Raw genomic sequence first — 13,542 nt, forward strand, 5'->3', positions numbered from 1 at the left:
AGTTATAGCCCTAGAGGCTGCGCGCTGCGAAGGTGTCGCAGGCTTTGACGCTGCCGTTCTGCAGGCCGTTGTTGAACCAGCGCTGCCGCTGTGCGCTGGTGCCGTGGGTAAAACTTTCGGGCACCACTGCCCCGCCGCTGGACCGCTGCAGGGCGTCGTCGCCGATCTTGGCCGCTGCGTTCATGGCCTCTTCCACATCACCCTGCTCCAGGATCTTGCGCGCGTTCTGCGCATGGTGCGCCCACACCCCGGCAAAGCAATCCGCCTGCAGTTCCAGCCGCACCGAGAGCGCGTTGTATTCCGCCTTGCCCACACGGCCGCGCATCTGGTCCACCTTGCCGCTGATGCCCAGCTGGTTTTGCACATGGTGACCCACCTCATGGGCAATCACATAGGCCTGGGCAAAGTCGCCCGGCGCCCCCAGGCGGTTCTTGAGGGTTTCATAAAAGCCCAGGTCGATGTAGACCTTCTGGTCCGCCGGGCAGTAGAACGGGCCCATCGCCGCCTGCCCGGTGCCACAGGCCGTGGGCGTGGCGCCACGAAACAACACCAGGCGCGGCTCCTGGTAGGTGCCACCGCCCTGGCGGAACACGGCCTGCCACACATCTTCGGTATCGGCCAGCACGGTCGAGACAAAGCGGGCCATGGTGTCGTCGGCCGGCGGGCGCTGGGCCGGCCCTTGCGACTGCACCTGTGCGGGCGGCCCTCCACCGCTGAGCAGCCCCAGGATCGTGAGCGGATTGATGCCCAGCACCCATCCACCCACCAGGGCGATGACGATGGTGCCGATGCCAATGTTGCGCCCCCCGAAAACAGGCGAACCGCCGCCACCACTGCGCCGGTCTTCCACGTTGTCCGATTCGCGATTGCCTTCCCATTTCATACTGTGTCTCCAGCGCCCTCGCAGTGTGGAGGGCATGGCCGCCATGTTACGCGGCACGGGAACCTGGTGGGCCGTTTACGATGGCCCGCCTGCCCGTGCCCGCAGGCGGATTTGGATTTGCACAATGGACCCCAACCTCGGCCGCCCCATGCTCCACGACGCCTCCCACTACACCCCCACCGGCGACAAGGTGATCCTGCTCACGGGCTTCGACCCCTTTGGCGGCGACGCCCTGAACCCCAGCTGGCTGGTCGCCGAGGCGCTGGACGGGCAACGCATCGCTGGCCACCGCGTGGTGGCGGCGCAACTGCCGACCGTCTTTGGCGAATCGCTGCATCAACTGCGGGCATTGGCCATTGCCCACCGGCCCGCGCTGACCATCTGCCTGGGCCAGGCTGGTGGGCGCAGTGCGCTGTCGCTGGAGAGGGTGGGCATCAATATCAATGACGCCCGCATTCCCGACAATGTAGGTGCCCAGCCCATCGACGCGCCGGTGGTACCCGGCGGGCCTGCCGCCTACTTTGCGAGCCTGCCCCTCAAAGCCATGCTGCGTGCCGTGCAGCGAGCTGGCGTGCCCTGCGAGGTATCGCAAACAGCGGGCACCTTTGTCTGCAACCATGTGCTGTACGGGCTGATGCAGATGTTGCAGGCGCACGGTGTGGGCCCGGCGGGCGCCCGTGGCGGGTTTGTGCACGTGCCCTGGCTGCCCGGGCAAGGCACGCCCCATCTTGCGCTGCGGGACATGGTGCGCGGCATCCACGCCGCCCTGTGGGCCGCTGTGCTCCACCAGAGCGACATAGCCCTCGGGGCAGGTGCTACGCACTGAATACACCGCCCGGCACCCGGGGCTTGCCCGCTCCCCACGCCCCGCCACCGCTGTGTAAAGTCGGCGAATGCCTATCACCCCTTCTTCACAGGCCCCGGGTGCGCTGAACGCTGCAGCCACTGCGGCGTGTCTGCCGTGGGATGCGCTGGCCGACGAGATCGCAACTTTGCTGCTGGACAACACGGTCTCGGTGCCTGCCCGCACAGTGCTGCCGCTGCCCCAGGGGGGCAACCTGTTTGTCATGCCCGCCAACGACAGCCATGTGGCCATGGCCAAGCTCATCACGCTGACCCCTGCCAACACGGGCACCGGCCGCCCCGCGATCCAGGGCGATGTCGTGGTGTTTGACGTTGCCACGGGCGAACGCCGCCTGGTACTTGACGGCCCCACCATCACCGCACGGCGCACGGCGGCTGTGTCGCTGCTGGCCGCGCGGCATCTTGCGCGGGATCGGCAGGGCCCGCTGCTCATCGTGGGTGCCGGCGTGCAGGGCCTGGCCCACCTGGAGGCCTTTGTTCTGGGCCTTGGGGTGCGCGACGTGTGGGTGGCCTCGCGCAGCGCGGCCGGCGCCGAGGCCCTGGTGCGGCGGGCCCACGCGCTGGGCGTCCAGGCACGCACGGTGGCAGATGCCGACGCCGCCCTGCCGCATTGCCCGCTGATCGCTGTGTGCACCCCGGCGCACAGCGTGGTGCTGAGCGCCCCGCCACGGCCGGACGCCTTTGTGGCAGCGGTGGGGGCCTTCACCCCGGCCATGGCGGAACTGGCGCCCGCCTTCTGCCGCCATGTGGCAGCGCACGGGCATATCGTGGTGGACAGTGAAGATGCGCGCCACGAGGCGGGCGATCTGCTGCAGGCGGGTCTCGACGTGGGCACGCTGCCCACGCTGCGGGATGTTCTGCAGGGCGAGCGTGCCCCGCCCGCTGGGCCGGTGCTGTTCAAAAGCTGCGGCTGGGCAGGCTGGGACCTGGCTGCCGCCCGCCTGGCGATGCGCCTGGGCACGGGCGCGGCGCCGCCCGGGCAACCCGCCCCACCCCCACAGGCCACACCATGAGCCCGCTCCGGTTCTCGGACCACAGCCTGCGCTCGCAGATCGCGCTGGTGTTCGGCACGTTGGTGGTCGGCCTTGCGGTGCTGCTGTCGCTTGCCTTTGGCGAACTGCTCAAGCTGCGCATCGAACGCGATGCCGGGTCCGCCCTGCAGGTGATTGCCGAGAACGCGGGCAAGCTGCTGGCCAACGGCCTGCTGGAGCGCAGCCGCGAGGCCGAGGTTCTGGCCGCCGCCGAGGCCGTCTGGACCAAAGGGCTCGACAGCCCCGAAGCCCACCACATGCTGGCGCGCAGCCAAGCCACCCAGCCCCACAGCGTGTGGATCGGCGTGGCCGATGCCCAGGGCATAGTGCGCACTGCCACGGGCGGCCTGCTGGTGGGCCAGAGCGTTGCAGAGCGCCCTTGGTTCAGGGAAGGCCTGCAAAAACTGCATGTGGGGGATATCCACCCGGCCAAGCTGCTGGAGCAGCTACTGGCCCCGCCACCTTCGGGCGAGCCCTACCGTTTCGTCGACTTTGCAGCGCCCATCCGCCTGGGCCCGACCACCATTGGCGTGGTGGGTATCCATGGCAGCTGGGAATGGACCCGGGAGGTCATGGAGAGCCTGACCCCACCGCGCACCGACGACCAAGCCGTGGAACTGTTCGTCTTTGACCACAAGGATGCGCTGATCTACGCCCCCGATGGCAAGACCCGGGCCCTGCAGGAAGCCGGGCAGCGCCTGCCGGTCGAGCTGGGCAGACCGCCAACTGCCGACCGTACCGCGAGCCCGGCCACCGTGGCGCGGTGGATGGACGGTCGCAGCTACCTCACGGCCACCGTCGCGCTGCAGGCACGCAACAGCGCCAGCGACCTCGGGTGGCGCATTGTTGCCCGCGAGCCCGTGGAACTCGCTTTCGCCGAGGCCCACCGCACCGTGCGCACCGCGCTGGTCATCGGACTGACTGCCGCACTCCTGGCCTCGGTGCTGGCGTGGCTGGCGGCACGCCGCCTGAGCGAAGACCTGTACGCACTGGCAGATGCCGCCAGCGCCGTGGAAGCCGACAAGCCCGGCACCCGCATTCCCCAGGCGCACAGCAGCCGCGAAGTGCGCAAACTGTCCAGGGCACTGGGCCGCATGACACACCGGCTTCTGGCATCCCACGAAGCCATGGAGGAAAAAGTGCGCCTGCGCACGCTGGAACTGGAGGCCGCCAACCGCGCGTTGGACCTGCAGGCCCGCACCGATGCGCTGACCGGCCTGCTCAACCGCCGTGGTTTCGAAACGCAGATGGCGTTTGCCCTGGCGCTGGCACGGCGCAGCAGCAGGCCTTTGAGCCTGATCACGGTCGATGTGGACCACTTCAAGCGCGTGAACGACACCTATGGCCACGAAGCCGGGGACGAGGTGCTGCGCCGGCTGGCCCGCACGCTGGAGATGCGGCTGCGCAACTCGGACGTGATCGCACGGCTGGGGGGAGAAGAATTTGTGGCCCTGTTGCCCGACACCGACCTCGTGGGCGCCCAGGCCATCGCTCAGGCGCTGGTCGAAGCCATGGCCGAACAGCTCGACCCCGTGGTGGGACGCATCACCGTGAGCGCTGGTGTGGCCAGCATGCGCGGCCTGCAAGACAGCAGCATGGACATCCTGCGCCGGGGCGATGCGGCGCTCTACGAGGCCAAGGGCCAGGGCCGCAACAGGGTCTGCGTGGAGGCGTGACCGCAGTCCGTGAACGGCGGTCAGCGCACACCAGGGCCAGCTGCGTGCAGGAGCCGCGCCAAGAACCGGCTCTAAACCTCGCTGATCTCGGCCACCACGGCACAGCCCTGAGGCGCCGCAGCGTCAAAATAGGCCTGCAGTCGCAAAGCCAGCGCATTCAGGCTGTGGTCCTGCACGGCCCGCGCCACGGCCAGCTGTTCGAGCGCGTAGGGCCGGTGTCCCAGCATCATGGCGGTGTTCACGCAGTGGCCCGTGGCGGCCATCTTGAGGATGAAGGCGTTGAGCAGCTCACAGGGCCAATAGTGGGCGTGGAACACGGCGGCGGGGTGCAATGCGCCGTGGGCCGAAGCCAGGTCGCCTGTGGCCTCCCCAGGGGCATGTAGAGGAAGCGCAGCACCCCGGGCCTTGGCGGGTGCAGTCATCGCAGCAAAGGTCAGCATGGTGGACTCCGGGGCCACCGGAACCCCCGGTGGCATGACACCATGCTAAGAACCTTACCTGCGCTTGCATTTCAGCCAACGGGCTGAGGCGCTGTAGGACGCAGCCGGGCCGGTGCTCACGCCTTGGGCAAGGTGACGCCCACCTGGCCCTGGTATTTGCCACCCCGGTCGCGGTAGCTGACCTCGCACACGTCGTCCTTGTCGCTCTCGAAAAACAGCACCTGGGCACAACCCTCGCCCGCGTAGATGCGGGCCGGCAGCGGCGTGGTGTTGGAGAACTCCAGCGTCACATAGCCTTCCCATTCGGGCTCGAACGGGGTGACGTTGACGATGATGCCGCAGCGGGCATAGGTACTCTTGCCCAGGCAGATGGTGAGCACATTGCGCGGAATTCGGAAGTACTCCATCGTGCGGGCCAGCGCAAAGCTGTTGGGCGGGATGATGCAGCTGTCGCCCTCGAAATCCACAAAGCTCTTTTCGTCGAAGTTCTTCGGGTCCACCACCGTGCTGTGGATGTTGGTGAACACCTTGAATTCGGGCGCGCAGCGGATGTCGTAGCCGTAGCTGCTGGTGCCATAGCTGATGATCTTCTTGCCCTCGGCCTCGCGCACCTGGCCGGGCTCGAAGGGCTCGATCATTCCGTGCTCGGCCGCCATGCGGCGGATCCATTTGTCGCTCTTGATGCTCATAGCAGAACTCCCTGCGCTGTGGCCCAGGCGGTTGGCAAACCACCGGGCGCTATTAAATACGTAGCTGGTAGCGCTTGATGATCAAGCGCTGGAGCCGTATTTTGCTTGAGAAATCACGGTTTGCTCCACCACACGGTCATCCCCCAGCACGATCAGCGCAAACAAAAGCTCATCAAGGCTGCGCGCCTGGCCAGTCTTGCGCGCCAGCAGGGGCGTCGCCTGCGGGTTCAGCACCAGAAAATCCGCCTCGCAGCCGGGCTGCAGATTGCCCACCACCCCGGCCAGGCCCAGTGCCTTGGCCGCCCCTGCGGTGTGTTGCCACCACAGCTGCTGGGGCGACAGGCTCAGGCCCTGCTTGCTCTGCCCTTCGCGCCCCACGTAGTACGCCGCCAGCATGATGTGGAACGGGCTAAAGCTGGTGCCGCCGCCCACATCACTCGCCAGCCCGTAGCCAAAGCCCACGCGGTCGGCACCCGCGTAGTCAAAAAAGCCGCTGCCCAGGAACAGGTTGCTGGTGGGGCTGACGGCGGCCACCGCGCCGGTGTCGCGCATCAGGGCGCGGTCGTCATCATCGAAGTGGATGCAATGCGCGTACACCGCCCGGTTGCGCATCAGGCCAAAGTCGTCATACACACCCAGATAGCTGCGTGCGGCGGGAAACAGCTCGCGAGCCCATCGGATCTCGTCGAGGTTCTCTGCCACGTGCGACTGAACCCACACATCGGGGTAGCGCGCCGCCAGCTCGCCCGCTCCGCGCAGCTGCGCAGGCGTGCTGGTGGGCGCAAAACGCGGCGTGATCGCATAGCCCAGGCGGTCCACGCCATGCCAGCGCTGGATCAGCGCTTCGGTATCGATGAGGCTTTGTTCGGTGTCGTCGCGCACACCGTCGGGCGAGTGGCGGTCCTGCAGCACCTTGCCGGTGATCAGGCGCATCTGCTGGCGCTGAGCCTCGCCAAACAGCGCATCCACCGACGTGGGGTGCGAGGTGGCAAACGCCAGCGCCGTCGTCACGCCATTGCGCAGCAGCTCGGCCAGGAAGAACGTGGCCACCTGCTCGCTGTAGCCGGATTCGACAAACCGCGACTCATGGGGAAAGGTGTAGTTCTCCAGCCAGGGCAAGAGGCCGTCGGCGGGCGAACCGATCACATCGGTCTGGGGAAAGTGGATGTGCATGTCCACAAACCCCGGCGCCAGAATGCGGCCGGGAAGCTGCGTGACGGGTTGGCCTGCATACTGCGAGCCCAGTGCCTGCCACGAACCTGCCGCCAGCACCCGCTGGCGGCCCTGGGCATCCGGGCCTGTGGCCAGCAAACCATCTTCGTCATACAGGGCGCGGCCATCGTCGGCAAAGCGCAAAAGGGCGGAACGGTATACAGGCATGGGCGCTAGCTTAGCGGGGGCCACGGGCTACAGGCATACGCCCGGGCAGATAAATACTATGGCAGCGCCACGGCAGTCCAGCACCCGGAGGCAACGCCAAGCCAGCCCTCAACGCGCCAGCTTGCCCACCACCCCCTCCACCAGCCAGTTCATCTGCAGGATCTGCGCATCGGCCAGCGCCTGGCCGGCGGCAATCACCTCGTGCCCTTCGTTGTCCCGCACCGCGGCCTTGCCCGCGCGGAACGGCTGCAGCTTGCCCGCGCCAATGGCCTTCTGCGCCGCCAGCACCTCCCGCTGCACGGCCACGGGCACCTTGCTGCCAAAGTCACCCACGCGCACCATACCCTCCCGCACGCCACCCCAGAGGTTGGCGCTCTTCCAGGTGCCGTTTTGCACCGCGCGCACACGTTCGGTGTAGTAGCCGCCCCACTGGTGCGTCACGGCCACGATCTGGGCATCCGGCCCGGTACGGCGCATGTCCGAGTGGTAGGCCACGGCCATTTTGCCCCGCTCCTGTGCAGCCGCCATCACGGCCGTAGAGCCGGTGTGGAACGCGATCACGTCCACATCCTGGTTGAAAAGCGCCATGGCCGCATCGCGCTCCTTGGGTGGGTCGAACCACACGTTGAGCCACACCACTTTGACGGTGGCCTGCGGGTTGACCGAGCGCATGCCCAGCGTGAACGCGTTGATGCCCTGCAGCACTTCAGGGATGGGAAAGCCCGCCACGAAACCAGCCACGCCGGTCTTGCTCATGCGCCCTGCGGCAATACCGGCCAGATAGCGGCCCTCGTAGTACCGCGCGTTGGCCGTGGCCACGTTGGGCGCGGTCTTGTAGCCCGTGATGGACTCGAATTTCACATTCGGATAGTCCTGCGCCACCTTGAGCGTGGGCTCCATGTAGCCAAAGCTGGGCGTGAAGATGATCTGGTGGCCAGTGGCAGCCAGGTCGCGGATCACGCGCTCGGCATCGGCGCCCTCGGCCACGTTCTCGACAAAGGTGGTTTTGACGTCTTTGCCCAGGGCCGCCTCCACGGCCTTGCGGCCATCGTCGTGCTGCTTCGTCCAGCCCGCCTCGGTGATGGGCGAAACATAGACGAAACCGGCCTTGACGGGCCCGGTGCCGGGCGCTGCGGCCGTTGGCTGGGAGAAAGCGGTGGGGGTGGAAACGGCGCCGAACAGCGCACTCACACAGACCGCACGCAGTGCGGTGGCGAGGTTTTTATACATGGTAGTCCTCTACATGGTCCCGATGGCAGAAAAAGCAAAAGGCTGCCGGGACAGCAGCCTTTGCAAGGGCGGTATTGTACTCAGTGGGTCTGCGCCAGCGCTGGCGCGGTGCTCAGTGCAGTCGCAGCGTGTTCGATGGCGCGCCCAGGCGGAAGGCTCCGACCACGTCGGCCAGGCGCGACGCCTGGTCCTTGAGGCTCTCGGCAGCGGCCGTGGATTCCTCCACCAGCGCGGCGTTCTGCTGCGTCATCTGGTCCAGCTGCGCCACCGCCACGTTCACCTGGCCAATGCCCAGGCTTTGCTCCGAGGCGGCCGCGCTGATTTCGCCAATGATGTCGGTCACGCGGCGCACGGAGCTGACGATCTCACCCATGGTGGTCCCGGCGTTCTGCACCAGCGCAGCGCCCGATTCGACCTTTTCCACCGACACACCGATCAGCGTCTTGATCTCCTTAGCGGCGTTGGCCGATCGTTGGGCCAGCGAGCGCACCTCGTTGGCCACCACGGCAAAACCACGCCCCTGCTCCCCCGCTCGGGCGGCTTCCACCGCAGCATTGAGCGCCAGGATATTGGTCTGGAAGGCGATGCCGTCGATGGTGCCGATGATGTCGGCGATCTTCTTGCTGCTGGAATTGATCTCGTCCATGGTGGTCACCACCTGGGCCACCACCTCGCCACCGCGCTGCGCCACCTGCGCGGCCGACACCGCCAGCTGGTTAGCCTGTACGGCGGAATCCGCGCTCTGGCGCACGGTGCTGGTCAGTTCCTCCATCGAACTGGCGGTCTCCTGCAGGCTGCTGGCCGTCTGCTCGGTGCGCGCGCTCAGGTCCTGGTTGCCCATGGCGATTTGCGTACTGGCCGTGGAAATGCTGTCCACCACACCCCGCACCTGCTGCAGCGAGCGGTGCAGCGCGCTGCGCATGACATCCAGCGCGCGCAACAGGTGACCTGTCTCGTCGTTGGCGTAGCTGGTCTGGGGCGCACCGGTCAGGTCCATGTCGGCAATGGCTTCGGCAATCGCCTCGGCTTGGCGCAGCGGGCGAGTGATGCTGGTGGTCAGCAGCCAGGCCAGCAGGGCGCCCAGCAGCAGCGAGACACCGGTGCAGATCTGCAGCAGCAAGGTGGTCTGGGCACGCAGTTCTTCGCTGCGCTTGCCAGCGGCATCCAGCTCGACACGCTGGCCGTCCACCATTTGCTGCACACCGGCCAGGTAGCTGCGCGAAGTGGGTTCAAACCGCTCGGTAAAGACCTTGTTGGCGCTCTCCGCATCGCCGGCCTGCTTGAGCTTGCTCACCTCTTCCCGGGCAGCGAGATAGTCCTTGCGCAGCTCACCCACCTTGGCGAACAACTGCTTCTTTTCCGCGCTGTCCATCTTGGACTCGATGAACTTCTGAAGTTCGTTGGTGTCGCGGATCGACGCTGCCGTGGCAGGGGCGAAATACGGAATCAGGCTGGCATCACTACTCTTGGCAATGGCGGCTGCGCGCTGCACGCCGGACGTGGTGTGGCGCAGCCAGTCAGAGCCAGCGCGCTCGGTCTTGATGTTGTCGTCGACCATGGCACTGATCTCTTTGCCCAATTGGCCCAACTTGACCACGGCCACCACGCTGCTCGCAAAGAACAGCGCCAGGATCAGGCCAAGCACGAGGGTCAGGCGCTTGCCAATGGAAAATCGACTGAGAAACATGGAACGACTCCGAAAACGGGTGAGGGCAGCCATCGCGCAGGGCGATGGTGCAAAAGACAGGGGGGCTGTGGCGAAGACTTGCCTCAGGGGCAACGGCCCTAGGCTATTCGAATGAATACTTATTATTTTAAGGGTTTACCCGAAACCTCGGACAACCCGGCAGCGACGGCAGCCCCAAGCCATCGCGCTCACCCATGAAGAGCAACACCCTCAACGTAGCCGGGCTAAGGGCTCACCGCGCCCGGCGCCCACCGCCAGCGCCGCAGCGCGGCCCGCTCAATAGTCGTGTTCCACACACCGCTCAAAGGTTTCCTTGAGCTTGTGTTCCCAGATCCGCTTGTCGGCATTGCCCGCAAAACTCGCCTCGAAGCTGTTGAACGCCAGTTGGTAGGCATGCTTCGCAGTGAGGCCCGTGGCGGCGAACACCTGGGTGAAGTTCTCGTTGAGGTAGCCGCCAAAGTAGGCGGGGTCGTCCGAGTTGACCGTGGCTGCCAGCCCTGCATCCAGCAGCTTGCCCAGATTGTGGTCTGCCAGATTGGGAAACACGCACAGCTTCTGGTTGGACAAGGGGCACACGGTGAGTGCGATGCGATCCTGCGCCAGCCGCTGCATCAGGGCGGCGTCATGCACCGCCTGAACCCCGTGGTCGATGCGCTCCACCTTGAGGACATCCAGCGCGCTCCAGATGTAGGCAGGAGGGCCCTCCTCGCCCGCATGCGCCACCAGATGCAGGCCCAGCTCGCGGCAGCGCGCAAACACGCGGGCAAACTTTTCGGGCGGGTGGCCCAACTCACTCGAATCCAGCCCCACGCCAACGATCTTGTCGAGCAGCGGTTGTGCCTGCTCCAGGGTTTCGAAGGCAGACTCCTCACTGAGGTGGCGCAGGAAACACAGGATCAGCGTGGCACTGATGCCCAGTTCCCTGCGTGCATCTTCACAAGCCCGGTACAGGCCGTTGATGACCGTCTCCATGGCAACGCCGCGTGCGGTGTGGGTCTGCGGGTCGAAGAAAATTTCGGCATGCAGCACGTTGTCGCGCGCCGCGCGCCCCAGGTAGGCGCGCGCCATGTCATAAAAGTCCTGCTCGTGCAGCAGCACGCTGGCACCGGCGTAGTAGATGTCCAGAAAACTCTGCAGGTTGGTGAACGCGTAGGCGCTGCGCAAGTCTTCCACGCTGGCATAGGGCAACACCAGCTCGTTGCGCTGTGCCAGGGCAAAGATCAGCTCGGGCTCCAGCGAGCCCTCGATATGGATGTGCAGCTCGGCCTTGGGCATGGCGCGCAGCAGACCGGGCAGGCGCTCGGCAGAAATGGGGGGCACTTTAAACATCAGCAGACTCCAAAGGTGATGCCGCTTTGGCGCAAAAAACGGCGGTAGGCAGATGATGCCTTGTCGGCAGCGGTATGCAACTCCGCCCGCAGGTCAAGCGGCAGGCACTGTGGCATCTGCGACTCCAGCACGGGTTGGTCCTGCGTGAAGATGGTGTGCTGAAAGGCCTGCAGCTTTTCGTCAGGCGAATCGAAATCTGCCACGGCCAGGCGAAACCACACGCGGCTGCGCACCGGCGTCACCGGACAGATGAACAGCGCAATGGACTCGCGCCAGCCATCCACCGCCGTGGTGCCCGCCTCGGGCACCTTGGTCAGCACAGCCGCATAGGGCGCCGTGACTTCGTAGGTGTACTCCACCTGCGCCGGGGCGGTCGAATGCAGATTGGACTGGGGCTGCCAAGCCTTGCAGCCGGTGGCCAACAGGCCCGTGGGCGTTGGCTCCACGCGGTAGTCGTCGATGGCGGTGGCTTCACAGCTGCCCAGCCAGCCTTCGTGCACAAAACCAAAGTGCGACATGTCCAGAAAGTTCTCGATGATGCGCGGCGCACTGGCCGCCACGTCGTAGGGTCCGCAGTTGAGCTTGCGCAGGCGCGCGTCATCTTCGGCCGCAAATACGGGCAACGCCGTCCCCGCCCCATCCATGCACACCCATACCAGGCCATAGGCCTCACGGGCCACAAAAGCCCGAGCGCAATGCGCAGGCGGAGGCACAAACGTGGGCAATGCGGGCACCTGGGTGCATCGCCCCCCCGCCGCAAACTGCCAGCCGTGGTAGGGGCACTCCAACCGGCCGTCCGGCGTCACGCGACCCAGCGACAGCCGGGCACCCCGGTGCGGGCACTGGTCGGCAAATGCCTGCACCACGCCCGCAGCATCGCGCCACACCACCACCGGCTGCTCCAGCAACTGCACGGCGACGGGTGTCTGCGCCACATCGCCCACCAAAGCCACCGGATGCCACAGGCTCGGTTCGAGCATCTTCCGGCTCCTCGAAAAAGAAAGCACACCCATGAAAAAAGGGCCACCCGCAGGCGGCCCTCTCCGTGTCCAACCAGCCCGCAGGCCGGTTGGTTGATTTACTTCTTGTCGCCGCCAGGGATCTTGCCTTCCACGCCCTTGACATAGAAGTTCACGCCCCCCAGGAACTTGTCATCGGCCACTGCGTCCTTTTCCAGCACGGGCTTGCCGTCCTGGCCCACGATGGGGCCCTTCCAGATCTGGAACGAGCCATCGGCCAGGCCCTTCTTGATGGACTCGACCTTGGCCTTGGTGTCGGCAGGCACGTCTTCGGCGATGGAGACGATGTCAATCGCACCTTCCTTCACACCCCACCAGCTTTGGCCCGTGGCCCACTTGCCTTCCAGTGCGTCCTTGGTAGCCTTGACGTAGTAGGGGCCCCAATTGATGATGGCCGATGCCAGGTGGGCCTTGGGGCCGTAGGCGGTCATGTCCGAATCCCAGCCGAAGGCGCGCTTGCCCTTCTCTTGCGCCGTCTTCAGCACGGCGGGGGAGTCGGTGTTCTGGAACAGCACGTCGGCGCCGCCGTTGATCAGCGAGGTGGCCGCTTCGGTTTCCTTCGGTGGGCTGAACCATTCGTTCACCCACACCACCTTGGTCTTGATCTTGGGGTTGACCGACTGCGCACCCAGCGTGAAGCTGTTGATGTTGCGGATCACTTCAGGGATTGGCACCGAGCCGACCACGCCCAGTGTGTTGGACTTGGTCATGGCACCGGCGATCACACCGGCCATGTAGGCGCCTTCGTAGGTGCGGCTGTCATAGGTGCGCATGTTTTCGGCGGTCTTGTAGCCGGTGGCATGCTCGAACTTCACACCCTTGTTGTCTTCCGCGACCTTGAGCATGGACTCCATGTAGCCGAAGGTGGTGCCGAAGATCAGCTTGTTGCCCTGGCCCGCCAGGTCGCGCAGCACGCGCTCGGCGTCGGCCGATTCGGGCACGCTTTCGACGAAGCTCGTGACGACCTTGTCGCCAAACTCCTTCTCGATGGCCTTGCGGCCGTTGTCGTGGGCGAACGACCAGCCACCGTCACCCACGGGGCCGACATAGGCAAAAGCGATCTTCAGTGGCTCGGGCTTGGGCGCCGGGGCTTCCACCACGGGAGCCGGTGCAGGCGCAGGGGCGGGTGCCGGTTCTTCCTTCTTGCCACAGCCCACGAGGGCGGCTGCGGCCACAGCGGACAGCGCTGCCACCTTGAGCATGGAGCGTTTCTGCAGATCAGTCATGTCGGTTTCCTTATTGAAGAGGTAAGACTTGCAAAGGTTGCGGGACGAAAACATTAATTATGGGGCGATCTACCGCTGGGTAACCAGC

Annotated in this window: 12 protein-coding genes; 3 read left to right on the top strand and 9 right to left on the bottom strand. The window is 65.8% G+C overall.

Annotated features, from left to right (window positions below; translation table 11 throughout):
- Positions 1–10: 10 nt before the first annotated feature.
- Positions 11–883 (bottom strand): KPN_02809 family neutral zinc metallopeptidase, encoded by an 873-nt coding sequence (gene ypfJ, locus ARADN35_RS0109945; protein ID WP_010461628.1) that lies wholly within the window; start codon positions 881–883, stop codon positions 11–13.
- Positions 884–1,031: 148 nt separating this feature from the next.
- On the opposite strand from ypfJ, the gene pcp reads away from it, so the two are divergent.
- The 3 genes from pcp to ARADN35_RS0109960 all read left to right on the top strand — a co-directional run bounded on the left by pcp (position 1,032) and on the right by ARADN35_RS0109960 (position 4,454).
- Positions 1,032–1,709 carry a pyroglutamyl-peptidase I gene (pcp, locus tag ARADN35_RS0109950; RefSeq protein ID WP_050812513.1) on the top strand — a complete coding sequence of 226 codons (678 nt, stop codon included), beginning with the start codon at positions 1,032–1,034 and terminating at the stop codon, positions 1,707–1,709.
- Positions 1,710–1,776: 67 nt separating this feature from the next.
- Positions 1,777–2,760 carry a delta(1)-pyrroline-2-carboxylate reductase family protein gene (locus ARADN35_RS0109955; RefSeq protein ID WP_010461631.1) on the top strand — a complete coding sequence of 328 codons (984 nt, stop codon included), beginning with the start codon at positions 1,777–1,779 and terminating at the stop codon, positions 2,758–2,760.
- Positions 2,757–4,454 (top strand): diguanylate cyclase, encoded by a 1,698-nt coding sequence (locus tag ARADN35_RS0109960; RefSeq protein WP_010461633.1) that lies wholly within the window; start codon positions 2,757–2,759, stop codon positions 4,452–4,454. The genes ARADN35_RS0109955 and ARADN35_RS0109960 overlap by 4 nt, the downstream gene beginning before the upstream one ends.
- A 71-nt stretch (positions 4,455–4,525) precedes the next feature.
- Here ARADN35_RS0109960 and ARADN35_RS28275 read toward each other — a convergent pair whose 3' ends face one another.
- The 8 genes from ARADN35_RS28275 to ARADN35_RS0110000 form a co-directional block, all read right to left on the bottom strand.
- Entirely contained in the window at positions 4,526–4,894 is a 369-nt protein-coding gene (locus ARADN35_RS28275) for a hypothetical protein (RefSeq protein ID WP_010461635.1), read from the bottom strand.
- Between the two features lie 116 nt (positions 4,895–5,010).
- Positions 5,011–5,583, bottom strand: a complete 573-nt coding sequence (gene dcd / locus ARADN35_RS0109970; RefSeq protein ID WP_010461637.1) for a dCTP deaminase — start codon at positions 5,581–5,583, stop codon at positions 5,011–5,013.
- 81 nt (positions 5,584–5,664) lie between these two features.
- Positions 5,665–6,963 carry a guanine deaminase gene (guaD, locus tag ARADN35_RS0109975; protein ID WP_010461638.1) on the bottom strand — a complete coding sequence of 433 codons (1,299 nt, stop codon included), beginning with the start codon at positions 6,961–6,963 and terminating at the stop codon, positions 5,665–5,667.
- 108 nt (positions 6,964–7,071) lie between these two features.
- Positions 7,072–8,193, bottom strand: coding sequence for a BMP family ABC transporter substrate-binding protein (locus tag ARADN35_RS0109980; RefSeq protein ID WP_010461639.1), 1,122 nt, complete (start codon positions 8,191–8,193; stop codon positions 7,072–7,074).
- A gap of 112 nt (positions 8,194–8,305) precedes the next feature.
- Entirely contained in the window at positions 8,306–9,880 is a 1,575-nt protein-coding gene (locus ARADN35_RS0109985) for a methyl-accepting chemotaxis protein (protein ID WP_010461645.1), read from the bottom strand.
- A 276-nt stretch (positions 9,881–10,156) separates the two neighbouring features.
- Positions 10,157–11,209 carry an adenosine deaminase gene (locus ARADN35_RS0109990; protein ID WP_010461646.1) on the bottom strand — a complete coding sequence of 351 codons (1,053 nt, stop codon included), beginning with the start codon at positions 11,207–11,209 and terminating at the stop codon, positions 10,157–10,159.
- On the bottom strand, positions 11,209–12,189 hold the full coding sequence (locus tag ARADN35_RS0109995; RefSeq protein ID WP_010461647.1) for an aromatic ring-hydroxylating oxygenase subunit alpha: 981 nt from the start codon (positions 12,187–12,189) through the stop codon (positions 11,209–11,211). The genes ARADN35_RS0109990 and ARADN35_RS0109995 overlap by 1 nt, the downstream gene beginning before the upstream one ends.
- 98 nt (positions 12,190–12,287) lie before the next feature.
- Positions 12,288–13,454, bottom strand: a complete 1,167-nt coding sequence (locus ARADN35_RS0110000) for a BMP family ABC transporter substrate-binding protein (RefSeq protein WP_010461648.1) — start codon at positions 13,452–13,454, stop codon at positions 12,288–12,290.
- Positions 13,455–13,542 lie beyond the last annotated feature (88 nt).

This window comes from Acidovorax radicis N35, assembly GCF_000204195.1.
GTDB classification, from domain to species: domain Bacteria; phylum Pseudomonadota; class Gammaproteobacteria; order Burkholderiales; family Burkholderiaceae_C; genus Acidovorax; species Acidovorax radicis.